Annotated in this window: 26 protein-coding genes and 4 tRNA genes; 17 read left to right on the forward strand and 13 right to left on the reverse strand. The window is 58.2% G+C overall.

What is annotated here, in order from left to right:
- Positions 1–8: 8 nt before the first annotated feature.
- The 5 genes from TUZN_RS02375 to TUZN_RS02390 are packed head-to-tail and all read left to right on the forward strand — an operon-like array spanning position 9 to position 5,146.
- The gene (locus TUZN_RS02375; protein WP_013679329.1) at positions 9–1,316 is read left to right on the forward strand and encodes a crenactin; all 1,308 of its coding nucleotides are present in this window, start codon (positions 9–11) and stop codon (positions 1,314–1,316) included.
- The gene (locus TUZN_RS02380; protein ID WP_013679330.1) at positions 1,303–1,917 is read left to right on the forward strand and encodes an arcadin-2; all 615 of its coding nucleotides are present in this window, start codon (positions 1,303–1,305) and stop codon (positions 1,915–1,917) included. The genes TUZN_RS02375 and TUZN_RS02380 overlap by 14 nt, the downstream gene beginning before the upstream one ends.
- A 29-nt stretch (positions 1,918–1,946) precedes the next feature.
- A complete protein-coding gene (locus tag TUZN_RS11320) occupies positions 1,947–2,123 on the forward strand; it encodes a hypothetical protein (protein WP_013679331.1) in 177 nt (58 codons plus the stop codon).
- Positions 2,101–4,500 (forward strand): arcadin-4, encoded by a 2,400-nt coding sequence (locus TUZN_RS02385; protein ID WP_013679332.1) that lies wholly within the window; start codon positions 2,101–2,103, stop codon positions 4,498–4,500. The genes TUZN_RS11320 and TUZN_RS02385 overlap by 23 nt, the downstream gene beginning before the upstream one ends.
- Positions 4,501–4,504: 4 nt before the next feature.
- Positions 4,505–5,146 (forward strand): hypothetical protein, encoded by a 642-nt coding sequence (locus TUZN_RS02390; protein ID WP_013679333.1) that lies wholly within the window; start codon positions 4,505–4,507, stop codon positions 5,144–5,146.
- A 107-nt stretch (positions 5,147–5,253) separates the two neighbouring features.
- Here TUZN_RS02390 and TUZN_RS02395 read toward each other — a convergent pair whose 3' ends face one another.
- A complete protein-coding gene (locus TUZN_RS02395) occupies positions 5,254–5,970 on the reverse strand; it encodes a TrmB family transcriptional regulator (RefSeq protein WP_013679334.1) in 717 nt (238 codons plus the stop codon).
- Positions 5,971–6,024: 54 nt separating this feature from the next.
- On the opposite strand from TUZN_RS02395, the gene tes reads away from it, so the two are divergent.
- From tes to TUZN_RS02415, 4 genes are all read left to right on the forward strand, one after another.
- Positions 6,025–7,749, forward strand: coding sequence for a tetraether lipid synthase Tes (gene tes / locus TUZN_RS02400; RefSeq protein ID WP_013679335.1), 1,725 nt, complete (start codon positions 6,025–6,027; stop codon positions 7,747–7,749).
- 39 nt (positions 7,750–7,788) lie between these two features.
- Positions 7,789–8,370: an orotate phosphoribosyltransferase gene (pyrE, locus tag TUZN_RS02405; RefSeq protein ID WP_013679336.1), complete on the forward strand. Its 582-nt coding sequence runs from the start codon at positions 7,789–7,791 to the stop codon at positions 8,368–8,370.
- Positions 8,364–9,257: a beta/alpha barrel domain-containing protein gene (locus TUZN_RS02410; RefSeq protein WP_013679337.1), complete on the forward strand. Its 894-nt coding sequence runs from the start codon at positions 8,364–8,366 to the stop codon at positions 9,255–9,257. The genes pyrE and TUZN_RS02410 overlap by 7 nt, the downstream gene beginning before the upstream one ends.
- Before the next feature lie 427 nt (positions 9,258–9,684).
- Positions 9,685–9,794: transfer RNA gene (locus TUZN_RS02415), tRNA-Trp, on the forward strand.
- Positions 9,795–9,855: 61 nt separating this feature from the next.
- Here the strand turns inward: TUZN_RS02415 and TUZN_RS10970 are convergent.
- A tRNA-Glu gene (locus TUZN_RS10970) sits at positions 9,856–9,980 on the reverse strand.
- Positions 9,981–10,121: 141 nt separating this feature from the next.
- Here TUZN_RS10970 and TUZN_RS11200 point away from each other — a divergent pair.
- Positions 10,122–10,257, forward strand: a tRNA-Val gene (locus TUZN_RS11200).
- A 138-nt stretch (positions 10,258–10,395) separates the two neighbouring features.
- Here the strand turns inward: TUZN_RS11200 and TUZN_RS02420 are convergent.
- Together TUZN_RS02420 and TUZN_RS02425 are read right to left on the reverse strand one after the other, a co-directional pair.
- Positions 10,396–10,788 (reverse strand): PIN domain-containing protein, encoded by a 393-nt coding sequence (locus TUZN_RS02420; protein ID WP_013679338.1) that lies wholly within the window; start codon positions 10,786–10,788, stop codon positions 10,396–10,398.
- Entirely contained in the window at positions 10,772–11,017 is a 246-nt protein-coding gene (locus TUZN_RS02425) for a hypothetical protein (RefSeq protein ID WP_237698260.1), read from the reverse strand. Before TUZN_RS02425 ends, TUZN_RS02420 begins: the two co-directional genes overlap by 17 nt.
- A gap of 169 nt (positions 11,018–11,186) precedes the next feature.
- On the opposite strand from TUZN_RS02425, the gene TUZN_RS02430 reads away from it, so the two are divergent.
- Positions 11,187–11,298: transfer RNA gene (locus TUZN_RS02430), tRNA-Ile, on the forward strand.
- A gap of 92 nt (positions 11,299–11,390) precedes the next feature.
- Here the strand turns inward: TUZN_RS02430 and TUZN_RS02435 are convergent.
- The 5 genes from TUZN_RS02435 to TUZN_RS02455 form a co-directional block, all read right to left on the reverse strand.
- On the reverse strand, positions 11,391–13,022 hold the full coding sequence (locus tag TUZN_RS02435; protein ID WP_148678670.1) for an L-lactate permease: 1,632 nt from the start codon (positions 13,020–13,022) through the stop codon (positions 11,391–11,393).
- Positions 13,023–13,175: 153 nt separating this feature from the next.
- Positions 13,176–15,623 (reverse strand): aldolase/citrate lyase/malate synthase family protein, encoded by a 2,448-nt coding sequence (locus tag TUZN_RS02440; protein ID WP_052886024.1) that lies wholly within the window; start codon positions 15,621–15,623, stop codon positions 13,176–13,178.
- Between the two features lie 65 nt (positions 15,624–15,688).
- The gene (locus tag TUZN_RS02445) at positions 15,689–17,074 is read right to left on the reverse strand and encodes an FAD-binding oxidoreductase (protein ID WP_013679342.1); all 1,386 of its coding nucleotides are present in this window, start codon (positions 17,072–17,074) and stop codon (positions 15,689–15,691) included.
- Positions 17,075–17,082: 8 nt separating this feature from the next.
- Positions 17,083–17,379, reverse strand: coding sequence for a 4Fe-4S dicluster domain-containing protein (locus TUZN_RS02450; RefSeq protein ID WP_013679343.1), 297 nt, complete (start codon positions 17,377–17,379; stop codon positions 17,083–17,085).
- A complete protein-coding gene (locus tag TUZN_RS02455) occupies positions 17,376–18,299 on the reverse strand; it encodes a heterodisulfide reductase-related iron-sulfur binding cluster (protein ID WP_013679344.1) in 924 nt (307 codons plus the stop codon). Before TUZN_RS02455 ends, TUZN_RS02450 begins: the two co-directional genes overlap by 4 nt.
- Before the next feature lie 238 nt (positions 18,300–18,537).
- On the opposite strand from TUZN_RS02455, the gene TUZN_RS02460 reads away from it, so the two are divergent.
- Genes TUZN_RS02460 through TUZN_RS02470 form a run of 3 tightly spaced genes read left to right on the forward strand, consistent with a single transcriptional unit; the run spans position 18,538 to position 20,510 of the window.
- Entirely contained in the window at positions 18,538–19,164 is a 627-nt protein-coding gene (locus tag TUZN_RS02460; protein ID WP_013679345.1) for a superoxide dismutase, read from the forward strand.
- Between the two features lie 10 nt (positions 19,165–19,174).
- The gene (locus tag TUZN_RS02465) at positions 19,175–19,900 is read left to right on the forward strand and encodes a 5-formyltetrahydrofolate cyclo-ligase (RefSeq protein WP_013679346.1); all 726 of its coding nucleotides are present in this window, start codon (positions 19,175–19,177) and stop codon (positions 19,898–19,900) included.
- A gap of 28 nt (positions 19,901–19,928) precedes the next feature.
- Positions 19,929–20,510, forward strand: coding sequence for a helix-turn-helix transcriptional regulator (locus TUZN_RS02470; RefSeq protein ID WP_013679347.1), 582 nt, complete (start codon positions 19,929–19,931; stop codon positions 20,508–20,510).
- Here the strand turns inward: TUZN_RS02470 and TUZN_RS02475 are convergent.
- From TUZN_RS02475 to TUZN_RS02485, 3 genes are read right to left on the reverse strand one after another with little or no spacing between them, the layout of a single operon-like run.
- A complete protein-coding gene (locus tag TUZN_RS02475) occupies positions 20,497–21,258 on the reverse strand; it encodes an ABC transporter permease (protein ID WP_013679348.1) in 762 nt (253 codons plus the stop codon). The two genes, TUZN_RS02470 and TUZN_RS02475, sit on opposite strands and share 14 nt — an antisense overlap.
- Positions 21,251–21,688 (reverse strand): tRNA (N6-threonylcarbamoyladenosine(37)-N6)-methyltransferase TrmO, encoded by a 438-nt coding sequence (tsaA, locus tag TUZN_RS02480; RefSeq protein ID WP_013679349.1) that lies wholly within the window; start codon positions 21,686–21,688, stop codon positions 21,251–21,253. The genes TUZN_RS02475 and tsaA overlap by 8 nt, the downstream gene beginning before the upstream one ends.
- A 16-nt stretch (positions 21,689–21,704) precedes the next feature.
- Positions 21,705–22,775, reverse strand: coding sequence for an extracellular solute-binding protein (locus tag TUZN_RS02485; RefSeq protein ID WP_013679350.1), 1,071 nt, complete (start codon positions 22,773–22,775; stop codon positions 21,705–21,707).
- Between the two features lie 238 nt (positions 22,776–23,013).
- Between TUZN_RS02485 and TUZN_RS02490 the strand changes: the two genes are divergently transcribed.
- Genes TUZN_RS02490 through TUZN_RS02500 form a run of 3 tightly spaced genes read left to right on the forward strand, consistent with a single transcriptional unit; the run spans position 23,014 to position 24,885 of the window.
- Positions 23,014–23,628: an ATP-binding cassette domain-containing protein gene (locus tag TUZN_RS02490; RefSeq protein ID WP_013679351.1), complete on the forward strand. Its 615-nt coding sequence runs from the start codon at positions 23,014–23,016 to the stop codon at positions 23,626–23,628.
- Between the two features lie 40 nt (positions 23,629–23,668).
- Positions 23,669–24,568, forward strand: a complete 900-nt coding sequence (locus tag TUZN_RS02495) for an NAD-dependent epimerase/dehydratase family protein (protein WP_013679352.1) — start codon at positions 23,669–23,671, stop codon at positions 24,566–24,568.
- Positions 24,559–24,885, forward strand: coding sequence for a hypothetical protein (locus TUZN_RS02500; RefSeq protein ID WP_013679353.1), 327 nt, complete (start codon positions 24,559–24,561; stop codon positions 24,883–24,885). Before TUZN_RS02495 ends, TUZN_RS02500 begins: the two co-directional genes overlap by 10 nt.
- A 9-nt stretch (positions 24,886–24,894) precedes the next feature.
- On the opposite strand, the gene TUZN_RS02505 is transcribed toward TUZN_RS02500, so the two are convergent.
- Positions 24,895–26,136 (reverse strand): TIGR04013 family B12-binding domain/radical SAM domain-containing protein, encoded by a 1,242-nt coding sequence (locus TUZN_RS02505; RefSeq protein ID WP_013679354.1) that lies wholly within the window; start codon positions 26,134–26,136, stop codon positions 24,895–24,897.
- Positions 26,137–26,144 lie beyond the last annotated feature (8 nt).

Raw genomic sequence — 26,144 nt, forward strand, 5'->3', positions numbered from 1 at the left:
TTCTCGACGTGGCGGAGCTCAGCGACAGCTATAGGCTGAAGTACGTATTCGGGATAGACTTCGGCACGAGCTACACCAAATACGGGCCGATAACTCTGGCCGAGCCCAACGTGGTTCAGACGAGGGGCCTCTTCCTCCGCGACATACCCGAGTCGGTCAAAATGAGGATACCCCCCGACGTGTTGTCGCGCGGCTTGGTCGTAGGCGATGAGGAGGTGCGCAACTACCTCTCCAGCGTTAGGGACGTCCAGCGGAATATGAAATATCCGTTGAGGGACGGCATAGCGAGGCGGGACGACGAGGACGCATGGGCTGTTTTGAGGGAGCTCGCCCGCTACGTCTTGGCGCAGTTCCCAGTCGCCGATCCCGAGTTCAAGGGCTGGCTCGTCTCCATAGCCCTCTCGGCGTTGGCTCCCGACTACATGTATAGAGGGTTCTTCGACATATTCGAGAAGATCTCGGCGGAGTCCAAGTCCATATATGCCGTTACTGTCTTGCCCCAGCCGCTCGCGGTGGCCATAGCCGAGAACGCCGTCAACTGCGTGATAATAGAGGGCGGCCACGGCAATATCCAAGTGGCGCCTATAAGCTACGCCTTAATAAGGGAGGGGCTTGTGGCTTTGAATAGAGGAGGCGCGGAGGCCAACGCGGTGACGAGGGAGGTGCTCAAGGACATGGGCTACGGCGACGTGGCGCGCGAGGAGTACGTGGTCGAGGCCGTCAAGAGGGCGGTGGGCTTAGTCCCACGCAATCTGGGGCAATCCATAGCGGCGGCCAGGTCCAACCCCGACAAGTTCACGGCCAAGGTGAAGCTGTCCCCGATAGTGGAGATAGAAATACCGAGGGAGTACGCCTGGACTCGGTTCCTGATAGGCGAGATAGTCTTCAACCCGCGGCACGAGGAGTTCAAGAGCTATATAGATCAGAGCAGGATAAGGATAGAGGACGCAGTGATAGGCGACGTCACGCTCTACGGCGAGATGGACTTGGCGTCTGCCATCATATCCTCTCTCAGGAGCGTGTCGGTCGAGGTCCAGGACAGAGTCGCCTCAAACGTGATACTGAGCGGCGGCGCCTTCAAGTGGGCCGTCCCCGCAGGCCTCGAGGAGTACGCCGTAGACAGCGTGGAGAAGATAAGGTTGATGTTGGGCGAGGTCAATAGGGAGCTGGCCGCCAAGGTCGGCGTGCGGATGGTCAAGGAGCCTCAATACTCGGTGTGGCGCGGCGCCGTGATATACGGCTACGCGTTGCCTCTCTCGCTTAAATGGGACAATATAAATAAAGAGGGCTGGTACATTATCGGTGGAACTAGCTAGATATCTGCTGATCAGATACCTCACAGAGGTGCTGGGGTTCAGGCTGGAGTCCGAGAAGGACGACTACCTGGTGTTTCTGGACGGCGCCAATAGGGTCTTGGTAAAGGCCTACTTCACCGACATATACGAGGAGGCGGAGATATACAAGAAGATCAACGAGTTGCTCCAGCAAGACTGCGACAAGGCGTACATAGCGGTAGCCAAGGACGCCCTGCCGTTGATAGACCCCAAGCATTTGAAGACGCTCGGCGTGGGGCTCATCTCGGTCGACCCATCGAAAGGCCTGGAGGGGGTCGAGGTGAGGATGCCGGCCAGGGCTAGACCCCGCCCTGCCCAACAGATAGACATCGCCAGGATTCTAAGCGCCGTCAACGCGGCCGTAGCCGAGGCCGTCGGCAGAGAGTCGAGGAGGATAGAGGAGGAGGTGTTCAGAAAGGTTAAGAGCTATATAGACAAGGCGCTTGAAGACGTAAGGCGCGAGCTTGCGGCGTTATCGGATAGACAAGTTCCGCCGGCTAGGCCCGCACAACGGGCGGAGGCGCAGAGCCCTACCTCGATAACGGACAACGAGTGGGTTAAACTGCTCAGGAGAAGGGCGTAGCGTAAATATAAACAAGCCGCGATACGTACGTGGATATTTTCAAGATAATCGAGGAGGAGGCGAGGAAGATCTTGGAGGGCTCGGATATAGATATAGTAATGGATATAATCAGGGCGTATAGATCCTCGGGCCCTAAGGGGGCCAGGGGGAAGGTGAAGGAAATCCTCTCGCAGTGGGGGATCTATGTGGAGGATCGCGAGGATTAAGCTAAGGGACTTCAAGGTCTACGAGGGCGAGTACGAATTCAAGCTATCGCCGGTGACGGCCATCGTCGGCAGAGTCGGCGCCGGCAAATCCTCGTTGTTGCAGGCGGTCGAGTTCGCCCTATTCGGAAAGGAATTGGAGGTCAGGCAGAGGATAGCGAGGCTTGCGGACTTAATCAACCTCAACTCCGACAGCGCCTTGGTGGAGCTGGAGCTGACCGACGGGTCCAGAAAAGCCCTGGTGAGGCGGTCGGTGGGGAGGGGAGGCCGGAGCCGCCTAGAGCTTAGGCTGGACGACCACAAATATACCGACGAAGACGCCGAGAGGACGCTCGCCGAGCTGACCGGGATAACGAGCGACGACTACGACAGGGTGATCTATGTATCCCATTACGCGCTCGAGGACTTCATCCACGGCGATAGGCTTAAGAGAACCTCGTTAATAGATAAAATACTTCAGATCGATATATTAGATAACACTCAGAAAATAATAAATAATATATTAAAAAATATAATGGAAGAAATAGAAAAAATTAGAATAAAGATATCGTATTACGAGAAATATAGGGATATAATAGAGAAGTACGGAGGTCTGTCTAAGTTGAAGGAGGTCAAGGCGTCGCTTGAGAGGGAGCTTGAGGGCCTCACGCGGCGGGAGGCCGACCTCTCGTCGAGATATAGGGAGCTCTTGGAGGAGAGGCGCAGATACGCGGACAAGTTGACCAGTCTCCAGGACAAGATAAACGCCTATTATAGGGCAAAGTCTGAGCTGGAGTTGCTCGAGGAGTCCGGCTACTCCTACGCCTCGGAGCTGGGGCAGATAGAGGAGTTGAGGGATAGGTTCGTCGGCGTGATGTCCGAATTCGAGCACATGCTAGATCCGCAGATGATAGAGAGGATATCGCGGGAGCCCGACGCGGCCAAACTGGCGGAGCTCCTCCAGGAGGCGTATGGAGAGCTCGCCAAGGTCAAGAGCTCCCTGGAAGAGGCCCTCTCGGCGGCCGAGGCCCAGAGGAGATCTCTGGCGGCTAAACTGGACGAGGTACGGGCGGAGATCTCGAGACTTAGGGCAAGGGTCGACCAGCTTGAGGAGGCCTACAAGAAGTTCAAGGAGATCTCGGCGCGCTATGGGCCCCCCGAAGAGGCCAGGAAGAGGTTAGACGAGATGAGGGAGAAGGTCAAGGAGCTTGAGAGAAGGGCCAACTACGCCTCGTCGTTGAGGTACATTCTCCTGTACGTGTTGGAGACAGGCGCCGAGAGGTGTCCCGTATGCGGCGGCAAGTTGGATAGGGACGCCGCGTCCAGCAGACTAAAGGATATAGAGAAGGAGTACTCGCAGGAGCTCGAACAGCTGGAGAAGGCCAGGGAGGAGTTGGAGGCCCTGGAGAGCGCCTACAAGGAGATGGCGTCGTTGCTCGGGCCCGTCTCGGAGTATCTCAAGGCCAGGGAGGAGCTGGAGAGGCTGGCTGGCGAGGAGGAGAAGATCAAGGCGAGGTTGGACCAAGCCGCTAAGTCGTCGTCCCAGATCTCGCGCCGCCTCGAGCTGTTGGCGGGCTTCCTAAACGACGTGACTCCGGAAGCCATAGAGGAGGTGGTCAGGAGGTACAACAAGGCGCTTAGGGTAAGGCAGCTCCGCGAGGAGCTGGAGGGCTTGGAGAGGGAGCTCAAGAACCTAGGCCTAAGCGGCGCGGCTCTGGAGGCCGAGGAGGAGTTCCGGAGGATCTCCGATGAGCTTGACAGGACGAGGAGGAGGAAGGCGGACATATACGACGAGCTGAGGAGGCTCTCGGAGGTTCTGGCCAACGTAGACGAGGAGCTAGACTCCTTGAAATCTAAGCTAGAGAAGTATATGTATTCATATAATAGATTCTCTAATATAATAAATAAGATAGATATATTAAAATATAATGTTAGATCTAGGATAATTAAGGAGATAGAGGACGAGCTGTGGAGGAACTTCTCGAAGATATACCCGTATAGGGATATCGAGTCGTTGAGGCTGACGTTGAGGGACAAGGGGTATGAGGTTGAGGCCAGGCTGGCCGACGGAAACGTCGTGGGGATCTCCAAGCTCAGCGACGGGCAGAGGCTGGCGGCGGCCCTCTCGCTCGTGATATCCATGCGCAGGTTGCTGGGCCCCAAATTGGGCTTCCTCCTGCTCGACGACCCTCTGCCCTACGTGGATCCCAACGTCAGGTCGTCGCTGGCGGGCCTCATCGCGTCGCTCAGCTCGGAGTACCAGATAGTGGTGGCGACGCAGACTGGCGATCTGCCCAGAGAGATAGCGGCCAACGGAGTCGACGTGAGGGTCATAGAGCTCTCGCGCGGCTCGGGAAGGCCCGAAGCAACGACTAAAGATATATTTGCGGGAAAGGATTGAGGCGATGCAGGAGAACTGCGGCGTTTTCGTGGTCTCGGACCTCGGCGAGGTGGGCGTCTATAGGGGCGACAACTACGTCGTGGCCAAGGTAGAGCCCTACGGCCTGGCCTTCAACGACTACGGGAAGGTCGTCGTGTTGTACGACACGGTCGCCCTCTACGAGAACTTGATGGAATTTATATCAAGGGAATTGAATGGATGTAGGAGGCTCTCGTTGGAGATCGACGCCAAGGAGATAAAGCTGGAGTCCGTACAGGCGTTGCACAAGGCGCTGGACTACACCACGTTGTTATATCTGCTGGCGCTGAAATCTCGCCCATCGTTGATACACGTAGTCGGCCGTAAAGGCCGCCAGAGACGCCCGGCCCAGGGAATAGGCAAGATAATGGCGAGGACCAGCCCCATACCTCCTCAGTACGTGGCCAAGAGGACTCCCCCATTCCCTCTGCCCCCCGTAGTGGAGGAGGTCTCCATCACAGCCCGCCGGGTCTCCGGGGAGAGGTACAGAGCATTTGTGAGGGTGGTCGGAAGCGCGACGTCGGCGAGGGCTAAGGTCGTCGAGACGGAGACTCTGTATAGGCGCATAATAAGTGGACTGGTGTCCGCCCTTCCGCAACTGGACTGGATGGAGTACGTATACTTATAAATCAGCGCTCCAGACCCGCCTCATCTATTCGGAGGGCTCACCTCTAGTCATCACGGACGTCGATGCGCCCAAGTATATAACCCTCGCGGCCTCGCCTAACGCCGGGCTTACCTGACCGGCTCGGCCCTATCCCACAGATAGTTGAAATACGTCTTGGCTATGTCGAGGAGGTAGCGCTCGTTGCTGTGTATGCCGAGGAGGCCCTCGCCGTGCCTCACCGCCAGAAGGGCCGAGTTCCCCAGAGCGCCTCCGCCGAACATATCCTCCAGAGCCCTCACGTCGACCCGGGGAGGCAGATAGACGTACTTGGCGAGCCTCTTGGTCAAGAGGAGCTTGACCTCAATCCTCTTGGACTCCTCCTCGATAGCTGCTATGACTCTCGGCGCGGCGAGCTCCGGATAGGGCAACGCCACGTACACAGCCGACTCGCCGGACCTTATGACCTCCTCTAGTAGCTCCATGACCTTATCGCCTCTTATCAAGGCTATGAAGGTGGTCGAGGCCTTCCCGTGTCTGCTTTCGTAAAGCGTCTGTAGGAGGTCCATGTGCTCCTTTAAGGCCTTGAGGGCGGCCGAGGCGTAGGAGACCAAGCCTCTGTAGACCTCGGCAGGCGGCCTGGCGGCGTATCTGGCTGGGCGCCCCTCTACGCGCTCCACGAAGCCTCGCCCCTCAAGCGCGTCGAGGTGCTGGTATATCTTGGTGTAGGGCACGCCGACGTTCTCGGCAATTTCCCTAGCCGTGAGCGGGCCCTTCTCGACCAAGAGCGCGTAGATCGCTAGGTCCCGCTCGTCTAGCCCCAGAGCTTTAAGGACGGCCTTATTCACGGTATTAACGGAATTCTATTAAAAAATTTTTAAACAGGAGGCCCGGCAGGCGCAATGAGCAAGCAAGTGCTGGAGCTCGCGAGGCCCACCAGGCTGGTGGACCTAAGCAAGTTTAACCTCCCCAGCAGGTACAAGTCCACTCTGCTGAACGAGGCCTGGCAGAACGCCGTCAAGAGGCAGTTCGCCCTGCCGGAGCACGTGAGGGTCGTGAAGACCTCCCTGTCGGTGTGCCCCGTCTGCAACAGGAGGATACCCATGGCCGTATACGAGGAGAACGGCGCCATATGGCTGAAGAAGGTCTGCCCGGAGCACGGCGTCTTCGAGGACCTCTATTGGGGCGACGCGGAGATGTACTACTACTTCCTCCAGTGGGACACGCCCGAGTATATAGCCAAGGGGCTCGCCAACCCCTACACCGACCTCCAGTTCTACACAGAGATGGGGTCCTGCCCGATGGGCTGCGGCCTCTGCCCGGTCCACAAATCGGACACCGTGCTGGCCATAATAGACGTGACGAACAGATGCAACATGGCCTGCCCCGTGTGCTTCGCCAACGCTGGCGCCGCCGGCTACGTCTACGAGCCCACCCTGGAGCAGATAGAGTACATGTTGAGGACTCTGAGGGCGCAGAGGCCCTGGCCGCCCAACGCCCTACAGCTCTCCGGAGGCGAGCCCACCTTGAGGGACGACCTGCCCGAGATAGTCAGGATGGCGAAGAAGCTCGGCTTCACCCACATAGAGGTGAACACCAACGGCATAAGGCTCGCCAACGAGCCGGAGTTCTACAAGGCTTTGCTTGACGCCGGCCTCTCCACGTTGTACCTCCAGTTCGACACTATAGACGAGAGCAACGAGGGGGTCGTGAGGCACCGCATGTACAACCCCAAAGCCTATGCGGCCGTCAGGCGCAAGCTGATCGAGGTTGCTCGCAAGCTGGGCCACAGATCCATAGTCCCCGTGGTCACCTTGGCCAAGGGCTACAACGACAAGGACCTGGGCAAGATATTGGACTTCGCCATACAGAACAGAGACGTCATCAGATGGGTCAACATACAGCCGGTGTCGTTCGCCGGCCGCGCGAGGCTCTACAGCAAGGAGGAGCTGAGGAAGTTCAGGATAACCATACCCGACACCATAATAGAGATAGAGAGGCAGACCGGCGGCTTGATAAGCAGATGGGACTGGAGGCCCACCAACTGGCCCGTGGCAGTGGCCAAGATGGTGGAGGCGCTCACCGACTCGCCCAAGCCGCTCTTCTCCATGAACCCCGTATGCGGCGCCGCGACGTTCATATACTACGACGAGGACGAGAAGAGGATATACCCGATCACGAAGCTCGTCGACGTCGACGCCTTCGAGAGGATAGCCTGGGACGTCTACAGAACCGCCAAGAGGGGGAAGACCGTCTGGAAGGCCGTGGCGGCGACGAAGGCAATGAAGCTCTTGAGGACAGTCAAACACAGGAAGATAAGAGGACTTATACAAGACTTCCTGGTGAAGAAGGACTACGACTCGTTGGGCCAGTTCTTCTTCAACATAGTGGGCCTGGGCATAATGCACTTCATGGACGTGATGAACTTCGACGTAGAGAGGATACAGCGTTGCGACATACACTACGCCACCCCCGATGGAAGGGTCATACCGTTCTGCACGTACAACAACTTCCACAGAGAGAGGATAGAGCAGTCCTTCAGGATAGACCCCAAGATGTGGACCAAGATAACCGGCGTATCTCTGACAGGCTGGAAGAGGACCGCCGCGCCGGGCCGCCTCCTCTAACCAACGCATAGTTTTTAATACGGTCCTATATAGGTCGACGTGTGGGACGAGTTCGTGAAGCGCGAGATAATCAAGTTCGGCGACTTCCAGCTGTCCAGCGGCGGCCGTAGCCCCTACTACGTGGACCTCAGACAAGTGCTCGCCCACCCCGATCTGTTGAGGTGGGTGATAGGCAAATACGGCAACCTCTTGAGAGACATCGACTTCGACGTCATAGTGGGGGTCGCCACGGGCGGCATACCCTACGCGTCTATACTGGGCTTCAACATGTTCCGCCCGATAGCCTACGTCAGGGAGAGCAAGAAGTGGTATGGGTCCAGGAGGGAGATAGAGGGGGCTATCTGGCAGGGAGCGCGCGCCGTGGTGATCGACGACGTGATAACCACCGGCGAGTCCATCGTCGAGGCCGTCAACAAGCTCAAGGAGGCGGGCGCCAACGTGGTGGCCGCGGCCGTGTTCCTCGACAGACAGCAGTGCGGCGCCCAGAGAGTCGAGCGGGAGACCGGGACGCCGGTGAGGGCGGCCTACAAGATAGGCGATGTCCTGGAAGAGATAAAGGACCTCATAGGGCCGGCCCGCTACCGCGAAGTCCGCGAATATGTAGAGAAGTTCAAGTGCTAGCCCGGCTGGTCGAGCTGATACCGTCGGAGATCACCAGGAGGCTGGGCAAGGCCCTCTTCTCGATACCTCTACCTCCCTGTAGGGCTGAGGCCAGATGGCGCGTGGGCCCCGTAGAGACCAACGGGCCCGTGGGCATAGCGGCCGGCCTAGACAAGGAAGGCCTCTACACGAGGGCGCTGTCGGCCTTCTGCCCCGGCTTTATAGTCGTCGGCTCCACCACCGCGAGGCGCAGAGAGGGCAACAAGCCACCGCTCACCGCGAGGCTCAAGCCCCGCTCCTTGGTAAACGCGATGGGCCTCCCCAATCCCGGGCTCCCCGTCGTGCTCGCCAGGGTGTCCGAGGTGGACTACCCCATCTTCGTCAGCATCGCCGGCTTCACGGCGGGAGAGCTCTTGGCGCAGATACGCTACGTCGAGAGGCACGGACACAACGTGAGGGCGATAGAGGTCAACCTCTCCAGCCCGACCTACAAAGGCGCCTGGGACAGAGCGGCGCCTCTCCTAAACTCCAAGAAGCCACTGTTCATAAAAGTAGGCCCCACGTCGGACCTCAGAGCCTATCTGGACTTGGCTAGAAAGGGAGGACACGGCCTAGTCCTCACCAACACGCTCCCGGTCGACGACCGGCGTATAGGGGTCGGGAGAGGAGGGATAAGCGGCCTCTGGCTCTACCCCCTCATGATGAAGATGCTCGAGAAGGCCAGGTCGTATCTCGGCAGAGACACGCCCATCATAGCCGTCGGCGGCATCATGAGCTGTAGGCAGGTAAAGGCCGTCATGAGGCTGGCGGACGCCGTAGAGGTCTTGACGGGCGTGCTCTATTACGGCCCCGGCTTGGTCGGACGGCTCAACGCGTGCGCCGTCCAGATTGCCGAGGACGGCCGATAAAGGCGCGGGCATCTAAATACCTATCCGGCGTTGCGGATCTCTCCGCACGGGCCGACCGCCCCACATACGGGCCCGAGCCTCATCAACGCCTCCAGGGCGCCGCCTATGAGCAGTGTCTGCTTTGGGTTTCTGCTCCACATCTCAAGGCCTTAAGCGCAATCACGGTCCTCGCGTAGTCCGCCTCCCGTCCTCCCTCCGCGTCGGCGTATATGGCTACGTATCCTCTAGTAGCGCCGCCTCTGGTCTTGAAAATCTCGCTTCCCTCCGATCTCCCGCCCCTTCTCCACGGCGACTTTCACTACTAGTCCCTCCTCTTGCCCTCTCACTCCGCGCCCGTCTCGACGCGCGCTCTCGACGTCCGGCCATCGACCCCTCGAGGGGAGCTAAGCGAGGAAAAAGCTTAAAAACTACTAACAATATACGTAAAGGGCCCGTAGCTCAGCAAGGCAGAGCGGCGGAGGTGAACGCCGCCGTGGCTCCAGACCCGTAGGGCGGGGGTTCAGGCGTAGCCGCCTAAAAATCCCTCCGGGCCCACCAAGCCTCTATTGCTATATACTGAACTAACGACGTCTTCCGCACTAAGGTCGGCAGAATTTTATGGTGCCCCGGCCGGGATTTCTGGGCGGAGCTTCCCTGAACCCGGGTCCTGGGCTCTCTCCGGCGTTCCTCGAAAGGCCCATATCCGTAGTCGGCGAGCCTTTGACCGGGCTAGACGACCGGGGCCTAAACGCCGTAAATCCTCAATTTTTATATCTTTGTCGCCTTGCGGCCAGCGGCGCCCGCGCCGATTGTTGACGCTCGCGCTCGGCGGCCCGGCTAAGTACGGTAGGGCAAAGCTTAAAAATATGTTGAAATATATGTAAAGGGCCCGTAGTCTAGCGGTAGGATTGAAAGCCGTTCCCTAAAGCCCGCCTTACACGGCGCCCGCGCCACAGCGCCTGAGCGCGCGGGAGATCCCGGGTTCGGGCGTAGCCGCCTAGAAATCCCGGCGGGCCCACCAAGCCTCTTTCCGCCGATAGGCCGGGACCTGTCCGTGAGGCTCTATAAGCCGGCCTTCAACATGCCAGCACGCTGGCCGCCTTCCCCAGATGCGCCTCGGCTACCCTCCGTGGGCAGCCGACGTGGCTACCCATCCTATTTAGACGAACTGCACGATGTCCGCAAGCTCGCCCCTCTTCAGCGCCTTTTCCAGTTCCTTCTCTCGCATGAAGAGGGCGCGCGTGTTCAGCCTCCGTGCTAGGGCGATTGTATAGCAGTCCGGGAGCGATATTGCGTGTCTGCATTTGCACATGGCGGCCTCTCCGTGGAGGTCGGCGGCTGGGTAGGGCCTAAGCGTCCTGCTGTTGAGCAACCTCTCCACGGCTCTGCGCGCGGCCTCTGCGCCGAGTCTACGGCATAGGACGTACATGACCTCTGTTAGGTTGTACTCTGTTATGTAGAGCCGCCAGCCCCTCTTTGCGTATTCCAGCAAGGCGTCTGTGGTCCCCTCTAGAGTCGCGAGAACTACGCTTGTGTCAACCGCCAGCCTCATCCTCGGACCGCCCTCTCCTGAGCTCCGCGGTGAGTTCGCCGGGCTTGACCAAGCGCCGCACCTCCGCCAGCACAGCCGCCAGCTCCTCGACGTCGGGGCTCTCGGCGCTGTCTAGGAGGTAGCTGATGGCCTCGTCAAGCGACACCTTGCGCCCCAGCTTGGCTTCCAGCCTAGCTCTGAACTGTATTAGGCGGCGCTTCGTATCCTCCCTTATCTTGATGGATTCCACATTTTCTACATCTTCCACCTAATTAAATTTCACGTCCGTCAAAACGTAACGCCGCGTCTGACTCGCCGAAGTAGCGCTGGCCGCGAACGCCTCAGCCTAAACTACGCATCAAGCCAACGCGGGGTTTAGGTCGGTCAGAAAGCTTAAAACCAACTGTGTTTGGAGGGATCGGGCCGTAGCTTAGCTAGGTGGAGCGCCCGTGGAGATCCGGCGAGGCTGATAAAGGGCTCCCGGCCCGAGCAACCGGGAGGTCCCGGGTTCAAATCCCGGCGGCCCCACCACTTCCTCTGAAGATCTGCGTTGATTGTCCCGCCATGCCGAATTGGCGGGAGAGCTCTGTGGAGACGCCGGGTCAAAAACTGGGTTTGGGAGATCAGGTTAGCTTGAACGGGTAGGGGTACAACAGCAGGTGGACCACCGCTATGGCCACCAGCAGTAGCACGAGCGATATGGAGTACGGCAGGTTGTTCCTAATTATATCGCCCTCCCTCCTCACGTATTCGGTGGTCGATATGCCTGCCGAGACTGTCTGCGGCGCCACGGGCTTGCCGAGCTCGGCCCCTACGCTCTGGACTGCCGGAAGCAACAGCGGCGGTATTCCGAGCAGGTTGCCCACGGTGTATTGGAGCGCGCCGAACAGCGCGTTGGAGGAGGTGTTGCTCCCTGTAAGTGCGGCTCCCAGCCAGCCGAGGAACGGCGATATTAAGATGAACAGTATGCCGGCGAAGGAGGCCATGTAGGCCAGGCTGTAGGCCATGCCGCTGTAGTTGAAGACGAAGGCCAGGCTGACCACGAAGGCCCCTACGGCGACGGCCGCCCAAGTCTGCCTCACGGTTGTGGCCAACGCCTCCTTAACCACCTTTCTGCTAGGCCTCATGACGGCCATCGATACGAGCCAGGCGACCAAGGCGGCGGTGCCCGTCGCGAAGGGGTTGAAGGCGTAGGACACGGCGACTTTCTTGCCGAGTATCTGAGAGTAGGCGGGGACCGAGAACACGGCGACGGACATCTTGGGTAGCGGCGAGATTGGAGAGGCCCAGAGGCCCATCACGGCCACGAAGACGAGTAGCGAGGCCCAGGCCACGGCCGCCGGGCGCCCGCTGTTGTTGGCCATATGCCTTATGTCCCTCGGGGGCTCCACTATGCGGGCCGGCTTCCAGACTCTGAGGAAGAGCACAAGCGCCACGAAGGCGGTCAGCGATCCGACTACGTCTGGGAGATAGGGGCCGACGTATGTGGCCACTGTGTATTGCCCCGCTACGTATCCGAGGCTGCCCACCAAGGCGGCCGGCCACGCGTCTCTAATCCCTCTGAACCCGTCGACTAGGTAGAGTATTATGAAGCTTATGAACATGGCGAGTATGGCGACTACGTGCGCCACGGCCGACGACACGGCCATAAGCGGGACGCCTATCACGCCGGCCAGCGTGATCACGGGTATCCCGAACGCGCCGAAGGATACCGGCGCTGTGTTGGCCACGGCCATTATCGTTATGGCTCTGATGGTCGGTATCCCGAGGGCGACCAGCATGGGGACTATGTAGGCCCACGGCGTCCCGAAGCCTATGAGCCCTTCTATCAAGGCCCCCATGGCCCAGGCGAGGGTTATGGCGAAGATGCGTATGTCGTATGTAATATTTCTAAGGACCCAAGACATAAACGCGTCTAGGTATCCGCTGAGCCTCCACGTGTTGAAGAACACAATTCCCCAGAATATCAGCCAGGATATGGCCCAGAACCCGAAGAGCGCGCCGATGGCCCAGGCGTAGACGGCGTTGTCGGCCGGAACTCCGATAGCTATGGCGAGCGCCAGCGTAAATATTGAGGCTATCAAGGTAGATTTCCAGCCGGTTATCCTCAATACCGATAACAAGATAAAGAGAACGAGTATTGGGAGTATATCTATAATAAATGTTATATATGGATTATTAAAGAAATATTTTGGCTGAGTATATGAGCTTAAGGCAAATGCGTTATTGCCCACAGCAACTAGAGATAATATCATTAATATGTTTGTATATGGTATTTTTCTGTGATTCATGGAACGCTGTCAATTTAAGTATAAAAATATTATTCTCATAAATCTGTTAAGGCAATGTGGCAGTTGTTAGTAAATTAAATAAAGATAATAATTTAAAATATATTATATTATTTATATTTACCTTATATCGTGAATATAATCATATATTTCTAATATTTCCTTCCTTAATTTTCCTTCGGCGATGAGCCTCTCCACGCGGTCTCTCGGCCCAAACAGCGCCATCAAGGCCTGTTCCCGCTCCTCGGGCGGGAGCGGCGAGAGCACCATGACTACCCTGCCGCCGTGTTGCACGTAGAGCGGCGACGTGAGCTTCGCCTTCAAGATCTCCATTATGACGGGGGCGAACGTCCTGTCGAAGCGGGGGGCGTTGGCGACGACCTCCCGCTCCACGGCGTCTACCGGCTTGCCAACCAAGGGCGCTATGGCCTCCGCAACAGCTCTAGGCGATATGTGGCGGAAGGGCCCCGCGGCGTAGGCCTTGGACAACGCCTCCTTCACCTTGGGGTCGTACCTGCCGGCTATCCTCTCGGCGGCTATCCTGTCGAAGTCCTCGTAGAATGCGTTGGTCCACTGCATGTGGAGGTCCCAGAGCTTCTCGAACATCTCTCTGTTGAACCTGTCGCCTGCCTTGACGGCGATCTCGTTCTTGGCCGGCACGACGCCGAGCGGCGTCCTGTCGGGCCCCTTCAAGTAGCCGTCCTTGGTGACCGCCGCCTCGTGGCGCAGTAAGGTCCACAGCCAAGTCGAGAATATGCGGTACGTGGCCAAGTCGTTCATGAACCTCTGGCCTAGCTCGTAGTCGTCTATGGCCGCTGCCAGATTGCCGTTGAGGAGCTGGAAGCCGTAGTTTGCCGCCATGTAGAAGGCGTGTTGTATATGCTCTATCGTTATGTCGCCCTTGGGCGGCTCGTAGAGGGCCGACCAGAGGTCCTTGCCGCCCCACAGCTCGGGGTTGTTGAGGAGCTTCTCGGGCGTGTCCACCATGTCCTTCCTCACGACCCACGGCGTTATGTTGCCGTTCTCGTCTATCAAGCCGAGCCTCTGGAAGAGGGCCCGCTCCTGTTCCGTCAACCCGCTGTCGACGGCCGGTATCTTGACCCCGTCCACCTCGACGTATTTGACCGGCTTGTTTATCATGGCCTGTAGCTCCTCTAGGCTGGCCCTCAACGGCTCGTTGCCCGCCTTGACGTAGGCCTCCTCGGGAGTCGCAACCCAGCTCTGCCTGAAGAGGTCGTAGAGCCTCCCCTTGACCTTGCCCTTGAGCACGTCGCCGAGGGTCACCTTGCCCGCGGGCTCCTCGGCCACAAAGATGAGCCCTATGAGCCTCTCCCTCAGCTTATCTATCCAGATGCCTCTCAACGCCCTGGCGTTGTAGCGCTCTCTGCCGTAGGGATCGCCTTGTCTGTAGAGCATGACGGCGGCCATGCCGCCGACAGGCCCGGCCCTCAGCTCGCCGTTTTTGTCCAACCCGGCCATCAACGTGAGCAAGGCGTTGTACTTCTGGTAGGCCATCATTATGGGGTGCGTCATGGTTATGTTCTGGGGATCGGGGAACACCGCCTCCTCCCTCCACATCTCTATCAGAGAGCCTAGGTAGTCCCACCTGCCGTTGTTTATCTTAACCAGCCTCTCCCTCCATATCCAGAAGATGACCGGCAGGTACAGCCCGGCTCTGGCCTCCTCGTAAAGCATGGCTATCTTCAACTCGCCAGTCTTGAGCCCCAGCCTCTGCTCGACCCTCCTCAGTATCTTCTCCACGACCAGCGCCTCGTCGGGGGTCTGGGTCTTGGGCACGTAGAAGTAGACGCCCGACCCGGCCTTCTTGAGCAAGTCGTAGTTGTTGGCCGTGTAGAGGACCACGGACGTTATTATGGCGGGGACGGGCCTCCCGTCGACCCTGACGTCGAAATCCAGTATATGTATGCCGGGCACTCTGTGTATCAACGTCGGCCACTTCTCTCTGGGCTTCCTTATCCTGTACTCCTTCCCGCCCTCTATATAGGGCTCGGGCACGTCGCCGCTCAGCACCCTCTTGACTATCCTCCTGGCCTCCCACACGGCGGCCACGGACCTCCCGGATCCCCAAGGCACGTACCAGGCGGGGGACGCGTCCTCCTCGTCCTCCATCATCGACACGACGTCGGCGTTTATCTGGTGGATGGCGCGGCTCATGGGGTACCAAGGCCCAGTTATCTCGAGGCCGGGGTTCTTCAGAGGATGTAGGTCGTCGGGGACGGGCACGTTCTGGTTGAGGCCCCATCTAAGCGGCGTGTCTCTGCCGAGGAAGTTGTCTATCAAGCCCTGCACTATCTCCCTAAACGTCCTCACGTTGCCGTCCGCATCGACGAATTTGTCGTCCCATCTGGGGAACGCGCCCTTGACCTTGACGGGCTCACGCCGCTCGTGCCATTCCTTCCTCTTCCTTATGGCGGCGTCGATCTCTCCCCCCAGCTCCCGGGCCAACTCCTCGATCAACTGCTCCACCACGATCTCCCTGCCGTTTACGACCTTGCGGCCGAACAGATCGCCGTATTCCTCCAAAACCCGCTTGTTTATCTCTATCATATTTCTCACCGGCAGCTCTCCTTTTTAAGTTTTATTTGATTTATGTTAACTAAGAAATATTATATCTAAATATCAAATATTTTATTAGGATTAAATATACCATAGGGATCAAATATTTTCTTTATCTCTTTAAATAGATTTATAAGTTGCGGCGAGTTCTTGGCGTCGTACGCCTCCCTCAACATGGCCTTCTTGTGCATGCCTATGCCGTGCTCGGCGCTTATCGTCCCGTCGTACTTGATCGCTATCTTGCCGAAATACTCGAAGAGCTCCACCGCCTTCCTCTTCTGCTCCTCGTTGCTTCTGTCGAACCAGAGCGTCGGGTGTATGTTACCGTCGCCTACGTGGCCGCCGGTTATCGTCGGAATACCGTAGCGCTGTATCGCGGCCTTCACCTCGCGCATCGCCTCGGGCAATCTAGACGTGGGCACAGCTATGTCGCCCATCAATATGACCGCGTTGCCGCCGTAGGACTCAACGGCGCGCTTCACGGGGGCCGGGTACAAGAGCCTCCTGGGCTCCAACAGCTTGAAGAAGTCCCTCCACTCGGCGGCCTCGGCGACGACCTTGCCGCGGTTGGCCTCGGCGACTTCCTTGAGGCGCGCCAACACCCTCTGCTCGGAGCCCGCGGTTATATCGGCGCCCATCCACAACGTGTACTTCCTCCCCAGCCCCACCAGATCCGACCCGTCGTCGTCCATGAACTCGGCCACCATGAGCCACAACCTCCTGCGCCGGGCCTCGACCACCGTGTTCGCCAGATCTACGATATCGTCGTACTGGGCCACGACGCCGACGAACGCCTCGGGGAGAGGCGCTAGCCTCACGGTCGCCTCTGTCACGACGCCGAGGGTGCCCTCGCTACCCACGAAAAGATGGAGGATGTCGTAGCCCTCCCTACACTTAACCGTGCGGCACCCGACCCTTATCTTCTCCCCGGTCCCTATGACGGCCTCGAGGCCCAGCACCCAGTGGGACGCCGGGCCGTACTTGGCGCCCCGCATGCCCCCGCCGCCGTTCACTATGGAGCCGCCTACGGACGCGGTCTTCGACGACGCGGGGTCGACGGGCCACTGCAGGCCGTAGCGCATGAGCTCCAGGTTAAACTCGTCGATCTTTATGCCGGGTTGGACCACGGCGAGCCAGTCGACGTCGGATACTTCAAGGATCTTGTTCATGCGCTCGGAGGACAGCACTATGGTGTTCTTCATAACGGTGGCCGCGTTGCCGGAGAGGCTCGTGGAGTGGAATACCGGCGTTATGTACAGCTTGTTCTTTATGGCGTAGCGGACCACGTCGACCACGTCGTCGGCCGATTCGGCGTAGACGACTGCCAGCGGGAGCTGGAACTCGAAGGACGCCGGATCGCGGGCGTATATACGGCGTATGTCGGGATCCGTGATGACCTTATCCTCGCCCAGTTCTTTCTTCAAGTCCTTGAGCTCGGACATATTAATTTCTATTTCTTGTTCTTATATATCTTCTCATTAATGATATACGCTTTAAATTCATGGATAATTTCTGCTATTTTTATACCGGCGGGGCATTGTATATCGCAATTTCTACATCCTAGACATGTCATGATGCCCGTATACGCCGCCTCGGAGAGCTCCCCGTCGAAGTTTCTGATTAAGTTGACGCGCCCCCTAGGCCCGAAGTGCATCATCCTTATGGATCTGTAGGTGGGGCAGGCGAATTCGCAGAAGCCGCAGAACTGGCACTTGGAGGCCTCGGCCTTCAGCTCCGCCAGATTCATAGGAGGACCTCGGCCATGTGGTACAGCTCCACCTCGCCCTCGGACGCCCGCTTGAGGTTGACGTAACATATGGGGCACTGCACCACGACCTTCCTAGAAAGCCGGGCGAGCTCCTTGACCCTCGCCTTGGCTATCTGCTTGGCTATGTTCGGGAAGGTCGACTCTATGGGGCCTCCGCAACACTGCGACGTGTCGCGGCCAGTTACGAACGGGTCCTCCACAGGCTCGCCGGCTTTGAGGAGCTTTCTGACTGTCTGATATCTGTCCAGATAGCGGGCGTAGAGGCAGGAGTCGTGTATGGCGAAGTTCTTGATGGATACTCCCTTGGGCTCTATAAAATCCATATAGCTGGTTACCTTTATATCGAAGTCGGGGAAGTACTTGGGATACACCTTCTCCAGCAGATAGTGGGTGTGGGGATCGACGGTCACGATCTCCCTTATACCGCGCTGCTTGAAGTAGTCGACGACCTTCCTCGCGTAATTGACGAAGTCCCGCTCGAAACCCAGCTCGTACAGCAAGGCGCCTGAGTAGATCTCCTTGTCCAGAAGCCTGAACTTGAGCCCGCTCCTGGCCAAGAGGCTGTGCATGGACCTAACAACGCGGTCGGCCCTATCCACCTCGGCTTGATCGGGCTTGAGCAACTGCCTCCCGAAAGTCCTAGCGGCAAATCCGGCGAGAGCGCTCATCAAGCCGCCACCCGACGCTCCGAATTTCTCCAAGTTTTCTACAGCCTTCTCGATAACTGGGGCCAAATGGTACATACATGACGTATAAAAAACTGTACTAGAGCTCGTATCTTGTTGTAGTCCTTCCTTCCAATTTTCACATATACGCTCATCTACGGGAAGAGGAAGCCAAGTCTTATCTAGAGAATCAACTATAATTTCTCTTAGCCGCAAGAGCCATCCCTCGCTCATTAAAGATGGGGGTTATTCTAAAATAAAAACATTTACTTCAACTAACTTGACTATATGTATATGTTCATATATGTTTATTTATAGTAAATAGCATAACAATTATGAAAATAATTTAATAAATATAATAATATATTAATATAGAAATAGAAACAAATGTTCTATATAATATGATAGCAGAATACTCGGAAGAACCTTCTGACACGAAACAATGCTTAAATAGGGAGAGCGAGGATGGCCCATGTCAGTAAGCCTGTTCAAGAGGTACGAACTGCCGCCGCTTCCGTACAACCTGGACGCCCTCGAGCCCTACATAAGCAGGGACATAGTAGACGTCCACTACAACGGCCACCACAAGGGCTACGTGAACGGCGCCAACGCGCTCCTGGAGAGGATGGAGAAGATAATAAAGGGAGAGCTGGCCTCCGGCCAGTACGACATACAGGGGATTCTGAGAGGGCTGACCTTCAACATAAACGGCCACAAGTTGCACGACCTCTACTGGAAGAGCATGGCGCCTGCGGGCAAGGGAGGCGGGAAGCCCGGAGGAAGGCTCGCCGACCTCATAAACAAACAGTACGGGAGCTTCGACAAGTTCAAGGCCGTATTTACCGAGGCCGCGAACTCGTTGCCGGGGACGGGCTGGACGGCGCTTTATTACGACGTAGAGACAGGCAACCTCCAGATAATGACCTTCGAGAACCACTTCCTGAACCACATCGGGGAGGCGCCGATACTTATAATAGTTGACGAGTTCGAGCACGCCTACTACCTACAGTACAAGAACAAGAGAGCCGACTACGTAAACGCCTGGTGGAATCTCGTCAACTGGGACTTCGCCGAGAAGAAGCTTTCTAAGCTTATCTAATCCCCTTTTTGTGCGGAATCCCCTAGTTTTGAGAAAGAAGCAAGAGATTAGGGAGAGGATCTGGGACCTCCTCGAAAAGAGCGGCGCCGCCGCGTTTCCGCGCCCGGTGTTCGGGCGGATACCGAACTTCGTCGGGGCCGAGTCGGCGTGCCGCAATTTGAGGGAGTCGGGCGAGTGGGCGGCGGCTGAGGTCGTGAAGATAAACCCCGACGCGCCCCAGAGGCCCTGCCGCGAGGCGGCGCTGGCGGAGGGCAAGGTGGTGATCATGCCGACTCCGAGGATAAGGGAGGGCTTCCTCCTGCTGGATCCGCGCCGGGTGCCTCGGAGCGCCTATCGCGAGGCGTCGACGATATCCGGGGCGTTTCGGTGGGGAGTCAAGGTGGATCCCCGCGAGATGCCGCAGATAGATCTTGTGGTGATAGGGTCTGTCGCCGTGAACCCCAGAAACGGCGCCAGGCTGGGCAAGAGCCACGGCTACGCGGAGCTCGAGTGGGGGATCGCTACGGCGTTGGGCAAGGCATCTGAGTCGACCCCCGTGGCCACCACAGTACACGAGCTACAGCTCGTCGAGGACGACATACCCCAGGAGCCCTTCGACCTGCCCGTCGATTTAATCGCGACCCGTACGGCCGTCCTCAGACCCTCCGAGAGGAGGCCGAAGCCCCGCGGGATTTTGTGGGAGTACGTGACGGACGAGATGCTCTCGGAGATCCCCCTCCTTTCATCTCTGAGATAAGAATATATACCACTAACCGGGATGTGTTGTGGATGTAGAGGAGAAGGTGCTCCAGATAATTAAGGAGCGGGGGGAGGTGTCCACGACGGAGCTGGTGCAGCTGACGGGCTATCCGCGGCACAAGGTCTTGAGGGTCCTTAACAAGCTCTACTTCAAGGGCCTTGTGGAGCCCGTCAAGAGGAGCAGGAAGTACCTCTGGCGTCTAGCCTCCGGCGAGATGGCCGTGTATCCCGTCCACACGCCGCTGTCTCCCGTGCTGTATCTCGAGGGAGTCGTCGAGCCCATATATAGGAAGGTGGAGAACAGAGTGGACTCATTCCTCTTCGTCCACGTTAAGAGCAACAGGTATTGGCTCTGCGACTGCGGGACCGGGTACTACGTGATCTCCGACGACAGCATAGAGGGTTGCGACTGTAGGCTGAGGCATGCCTTCGGTGAGAGGAGGCTGGCCATGATCTACCTAACCGGCGATCTGAGGTTTAGGTACTGGCGGAGCTACAGATACGGCGAGAACGACGCCGAGTTCGTCTTGTTGGTGCCTGAGGCGGAGATCTCGAGGGAACTTCTGGAGAAGTACAGGAAATACGAGGTCCCCGCTAGCGGCTCCTGAGCGCGTGGGCGACCGCCAACACGGCGAGGGAGAATAGGAGAAGCGTCGCGGCCTCCGGGATAGCCGATAGGTAGTAGGTCTCGAACGAGTTCCAGATATAGACCGAGGCGGGGCTCGCCAAGCCGAACGGAGGCCCCGACACGTAATACGCTATGATGGCCACGGCGCCGAACTCGCTTATGGCCCTGGACATGGCGGTGAGGCCGGACGAGAGGAGGCCTCTGGCAGAGCCTCTGAAGACGTACCAGAACACGCGGGCCTCCCCCGCGCCCATGCTGACGGCCATGAGCTCCGGCTCTCTAGGCAGAGCCTCGAAGTAGCTCTGGGCAGATCTGATGTACACAGGCGCCGATACTATCACTAGGGCCGCGACCAGGCCTATGTATGAGTCGAACAGACTCACGCCCAACGAGTTCAGAAACCTGCCGACGGCGGTCTGGGGGCTGGCGAGCAGAACCAGCGCTATGCCCACTATGGGGTGCGGGACCGACGCGGGGATGTCGGTCAAGGCGTTTATAACGGCGTTTCTCTTCCTGGCCGCGTAGAACGCCACCGGCGTGAAGAACGCTATGTTTACAAGCACCGCCGCGGAGGACGCCAGTAGCGTGACCCCTATCGATCTGAGGAGGCCCTCGCCGAAGGCGGCGTTGCTGAAAAAGGGCCCGTATCCGTAGTACACCAGCGCCGCGAACGGCGCCAAGAGCGCCGACAGCGCAACGGCCGAATAGACGGCTATCAGCCTATACATGATCCGCCAGCGCCCAGTCGGGCGCCTTGGCGTCTCTGGGGCAACGAGTCGGCGAGAAGCCCTTTATATCAAGCACGGGCGTCCCGTTGAAGAGGTCGAGGTCCGACACGCGCAACGTGTTCCCCCTCACCTCGAGGAGCTTGACTATGGAGACGCCGATCGGGTTGGGCCTGTCAGGGCTATCGGTGGCGAACACGCCGACCTCGGGCGCCTGCAGGCCCCTGGCCTCCAGCCGTCTGGGCCTCACCACCAGAGGAGATCCTCTATGCTTATGTAGATAAGAGATCACGATTATGTGGCTGAACCCGTCCAAGCCCCTCAACCCCTCCACATACCTATCGTAGACGAGTATAAGCCCCTCCACCCGCCTCCTCCGAACCTCGTCGTCCGGATAGTCGTGTTGCACTATCCCGATGGGCTCGAACAACATATGTAGTAATGGAGTTTTAAGTTAAAGGACCGCCGTACGACAACGTCCCGTTGCTCAACAGCTGTTGTAGGGCCGCGGGCAACGAGCTGGCGTTGCCGAAGACGACGGGTTTCCCCAGCGGCGTCAAGCCGTATCTGGCCAACTGTCCTCTTTCCCTTAACACGAACAAGAGGAAGTCGAGCGCCGCCGTCCGATCTCTGGCGTTCCTCGGGATAGTTATGTAGAGGTACACCGGCGAGCCTCTAATCCGCGTCTCTACTCCCTCTATGGGTATGGTCCAGGAGAAGCGCGAGTACCAGCCGGAGTACGCCGCGTTGCCGAAGTTGAGCCACGGCGGCAGTTCCAGGTACTGCAAGCCGTTAGCCTCAGCGTAGGACTTATACGAGAAGACGAAGGCCAGTTGCCCCTCCTTCAAGGGCACGACGTAGTAGAAAGTGCTGCTCCTGGTCACGTTGGCGCGGTTCTCGGCCATTCTGTATATGAAGAAGCTCTCGTTGCCTGCGTACAGCTCGCCGGCGGCTTCTAGGATTAGCATGGCGTAGAGGCCCTCTGGGTCTGTGGCCGGGTCGGCGACCCCCAGCGGGTACTTGCCCGATGTGAGCTCGTAGAAGAACTGGTACCAGAGCCTGCTGTCGTTAGACGCATAGGCTCTCCTATACAGATCCAACAGCTCGGCCATGCCCGGGAAAGTCTTGAGAGACGCGTTGGAGTAGACTACGACGTTGCTGTCGGCTACGAAGGCTATCGCCCAGCCGGGATCGTAGGCGCCGGCCCCAGCTACGGCTTGCCTAAACGCGACCGGCATAAAGACGTCGCACGGGACGCCGAGAGCTATCTGGTGGGCCAACGCAAAGGAGCCGCCGGGCTTCACCACGACCTGCACGCCCGTGAAGTTCCTATAGGCCTCGGCCAGATAGTGGCCCTCTGCGGCGTAGGCGCCCGCTATGCATAAGACCAGTGATTTGTTCCCGACCTGCTGACTAGGCGCGCCGGACCTTCCCCGGCCATAGTTGAAGAATATGTATACGCCGACGCCGAGTATCGCTACGAGGACCGCCGCCACGATCAGAGCCGTCGTGCGCTTCATGCGCGCTATTTACTTATTTTCTTATCTTGTTTTTGTAAATATAGTATATTAATATACTTTTTATAGTTTAAGAAATATATATAATCTATAAACAGAGAACCTTTTAAAACTATGTATATTGTTATAATATATCTTAAAATCATATATAAATAGAAATAAAATAATTAGTTTTATATAGTAAATAAATGTTGTTATATATCGGATTAACCCGTATAAGCTGGCAACCGCTCTCTAATTAGTGTTGCAAGGCCTCGATCTATGGAAGAGCTTTAACGGCGTCACTGCGGTGCGCGGAGTATATATAACCTTATATACAGGTATTAACTGTATCAAGGGTCCTAACGGCGCAGGCAAGAGCACGTTGTTGAGGATGCTCTCGCTTCTGGAGAGGCCGGACAGAGGGACCATCGTAGTGTTCGGCAAAAGGGTGGATGCCGATAGGTGGGCGGAGGCGGATAGGCTGAGGGGCAGAATTGCATATGTGCCCCAGACCTCCGAGCTCTTCGCGGTATCGGTCAAGTCCCTGCTCTCAATGTGCGGCGACAGGGCCAAGGCCGGCAAGTGGGCCGCGTACTTCGGCCTCACGAGGTTCATGGATAGGAACGCCATGGCCCTCTCGCCGGGCATCAGGAGGAGGCTCCAGCTCGCCCTGGCCCTCGCCTGCGCCAAGGAGGCGTTGTTATTGGACGAGCCGGAGTCCTATCTAGACGACGAGGCCCGCGGGCTTCTGGCCGACGCGTTGCGCGACGTGGCGGACAGCCTGGTGGTGGGCTATGTATCCCACGACGAGCCGCTGGTCCCATGCAGACACAGCTACTTCATGTCTGGAGGCACGATCAGCCCAACGCAGTAGTTGCCGTCTACGCGTTTTTATATAGCGCTCGTGACTCTACGTGAGGTTTCTCCTATTCGGAGGCGTCGGCTTTGTAGGAGTCAACCTAGCTAGGTACCTAGTGGGCAGAGGTCACGATGCGATCTTGGCCAAGAGGAGGGGGATCCCGCCTAGGCCGTTGATAGCCAGAGCCCTCGGCGGCCTTAAGGTGGCCGAGTACTCGAATCCCGCCGAGCTCATAGAGTCGGCGAGGCCCGACGTGGTCGTCAACTTGGTCGCCGCCCTCCACGGATCCCGCGAGGAGATCTGGAAAGCCAACGCCGAATTTCCCCGCCTTCTCTGCGAGGCGGCGCAGAGGACGGGCTGGCGCGGGCGCGTTGTGCATATATCTGCAATAACCGTGGTCGGCCCCGGCGCGATTAGGGAGGAGGAGAGGCATCTGGAGGGCGTGAGGTCCGCCACCTATTTCGACGAGACGAAGATCGAGGGCGAGCGCGCGGTGGCCCGGTGCTTCGAGGACTGGGTAATAATCAGGCCCGCCGCGGTCTATGGACCCTACAACGACCATCCTGAATGGGCTACGTTAGTGCGGGTAGCTAAGGCCGGCGTAGTCCCCAGCCTCAAGTTGAGCTTCTCGGCCATATCCGCCAGCGACCTCTCAGCTATAGTGGAGAGGTCCGCGACTCTCGCGCCGCCGCGCCAGTACTTCTTCGCGACTGAGTGCGAGCCCCTTAAATTCGAGAGGGTTGTTGAGGCGCTCGAGGAGGCGGCCGGCAGGCGGCTGGCCAAGATCCCGTTGCCTCTAGCCCTTGTGCGGCTCTTCGCGCCGCCGGGCGTAAGGGACTTGCTGAAATACGCCGGGACGCCCTATTCTTGCGAGAAGATGAAGAGAGCTCTGGGCTACGAGGCTACCTACAGAAAGGACGACATGGTCGAGATGTTCCGGCTGTTATGGAGTTGACGGATCCGCTTATAGCTAAATACAACGACCTCTTGCGCAGGAAGGGCCTCTACGACATGCTGGACATGGTGGCGCCCGACGGCGCGGTCCTGAACTTGATCGCCTCTATGGCGGGCAGTTCGGCGGCCGAGGCCTTGGATAGATTGTCCAGGTTAGTGGAGGGGCGCCTCGATAGGCGGACGGCCGCGGAGGCCTATGCAGAGATCGCTGGCGTATACGACGAGGAGCTGGCCGTGAAGTCCCTCGCGAGGCATATAGCCAACTGGTACCTTAGGCTCGCCGAGGAGCTCGGCCTAATCGCGTTGAGGCCTCAATAGGCAGTAAAGCTACGCCGTTGGGCCTGCCGGGAGGGGGCCAGAGCGCCGGGATAGGAACGCCTCGACCTCTCTGTACGTCTCCAAGATCTTGTTCGCCAGCTCTATTTGCTCCTGCCAATACCCCTCAACGTAGGGGGCGTACTTAGCCGCGAATTTCCTATAATCGCCGTGCAAAGGCGCCGGCCTCAAGCCCCAGAGAGGCGTGCCCGGCAGGGGGATGAAGTAGTGAAGCCTTATCTTGGATCCTAGCTTGACCAACTTCTCCATGGCGGCTACCGTAGCCCTCACGTCCTCCTCGCCCTCGCCCGGGAGGCCCGCTATGACGTCGACTATAGGCGTGAAGCCGTGCCGTCTGGCAGTCTCGGCCGCGTTGAGGACGACCTCGACGTCGTGTTCCCTTTTGGAAAGCTTCAGCAATCTCTCGGACGCCGTCTGTAGGCCGAACGATATCCTCCTATTTGCCAGAAGCCCCCTCAAGGCCTTTAGGACCTCGTCGGTCACCGTCTCGGGCCTCGTCTCGCTCGGGAACGTCCCCAGATAGGGCCTCCCTCCGGCCCTCCGCACGGCCTCTAGGAGCTCGACCAAGGAGCCCACGTCGGGGGTTCTCCCGTCGCGGGAGCCGTATAGGAACCCCACGGGCGCCACGAACCTTATGTCCTTGATACCCCTCTTGACGTAGGCCCTAACCATATCGGCCACTGACTCGACGCCTCTATACCTGACGGGGCTGAGCCTCCAGGTGAGGCAGAAGGAGCACCTGTAGACGCACCCCCTCATTATCTCTATAGGCGGATAGGCGTCTAGGACTGTGCTGTACGTCCTATACCTATTGATATCGACAAACTCCCTAGGCCCCGACTTGATCCTCCCGTCGGATAGGAACAGAGTGTTCGGCGGCTTCTCGTCGGAGCCTTCAAGCTCTCTCCTGACTATTGCAGGCAGTGCGGCCTCGCCGTCGCCGATTACGACGTATTTGACGCCAAGCCGTAGGAGAGTCGCCGGATCCCCTATGGCGTGAGGGCCGCCGACAACTACCGGCGCCTTGGAAGCCACCGAGGCGATCTCCCGCCAGTACTCGACGAAGTTGGGGGTCGAAAGGCTGTAGAGCACCACCGGCCTCTCGTCCTTCTCAATTGCCGCGATCAGCTCGTCGCGGCTTCTAGCCACAAAGACGCGCACTCCCTCCTCGATCGGGCTCAAAGCGTACGCCAGCCCGTTCCTGGACCACGGAAGCTCCCTAACTATTAACACTCACGTCG

Source organism: Thermoproteus uzoniensis 768-20 (assembly GCF_000193375.1).
Classification (GTDB): domain Archaea; phylum Thermoproteota; class Thermoprotei; order Thermoproteales; family Thermoproteaceae; genus Thermoproteus; species Thermoproteus uzoniensis_A.

What these genes read in the sequence shown, in the direction of transcription:
- TUZN_RS02475 (WP_013679348.1), bottom strand. Translation starts at nt 21,258, where the DNA reads ATGTATAGGCTGATAGCCGTCTATTCGGCCGTTGCGCTGTCGGCGCTC.
- TUZN_RS02460 (WP_013679345.1), top strand. Translation starts at nt 18,538, where the DNA reads ATGTCAGTAAGCCTGTTCAAGAGGTACGAACTGCCGCCGCTTCCGTAC.
- TUZN_RS02385 (WP_013679332.1), top strand. Translation starts at nt 2,101, where the DNA reads ATGTGGAGGATCGCGAGGATTAAGCTAAGGGACTTCAAGGTCTACGAG.
- TUZN_RS02500 (WP_013679353.1), top strand. Translation starts at nt 24,559, where the DNA reads ATGGAGTTGACGGATCCGCTTATAGCTAAATACAACGACCTCTTGCGC.
- TUZN_RS02440 (WP_052886024.1), bottom strand. Translation starts at nt 15,623, where the DNA reads ATGATAGAGATAAACAAGCGGGTTTTGGAGGAATACGGCGATCTGTTC.
- TUZN_RS02485 (WP_013679350.1), bottom strand. Translation starts at nt 22,775, where the DNA reads ATGAAGCGCACGACGGCTCTGATCGTGGCGGCGGTCCTCGTAGCGATA.
- tes (WP_013679335.1), top strand. Translation starts at nt 6,025, where the DNA reads ATGAGCAAGCAAGTGCTGGAGCTCGCGAGGCCCACCAGGCTGGTGGAC.
- TUZN_RS02390 (WP_013679333.1), top strand. Translation starts at nt 4,505, where the DNA reads ATGCAGGAGAACTGCGGCGTTTTCGTGGTCTCGGACCTCGGCGAGGTG.
- tsaA (WP_013679349.1), bottom strand. Translation starts at nt 21,688, where the DNA reads ATGTTGTTCGAGCCCATCGGGATAGTGCAACACGACTATCCGGACGAC.
- TUZN_RS02445 (WP_013679342.1), bottom strand. Translation starts at nt 17,074, where the DNA reads ATGTCCGAGCTCAAGGACTTGAAGAAAGAACTGGGCGAGGATAAGGTC.
- TUZN_RS02450 (WP_013679343.1), bottom strand. Translation starts at nt 17,379, where the DNA reads ATGAATCTGGCGGAGCTGAAGGCCGAGGCCTCCAAGTGCCAGTTCTGC.
- TUZN_RS02455 (WP_013679344.1), bottom strand. Translation starts at nt 18,299, where the DNA reads ATGAGCGAGGGATGGCTCTTGCGGCTAAGAGAAATTATAGTTGATTCT.
- TUZN_RS02435 (WP_148678670.1), bottom strand. Translation starts at nt 13,022, where the DNA reads ATGATATTATCTCTAGTTGCTGTGGGCAATAACGCATTTGCCTTAAGC.
- TUZN_RS02420 (WP_013679338.1), bottom strand. Translation starts at nt 10,788, where the DNA reads ATGAGGCTGGCGGTTGACACAAGCGTAGTTCTCGCGACTCTAGAGGGG.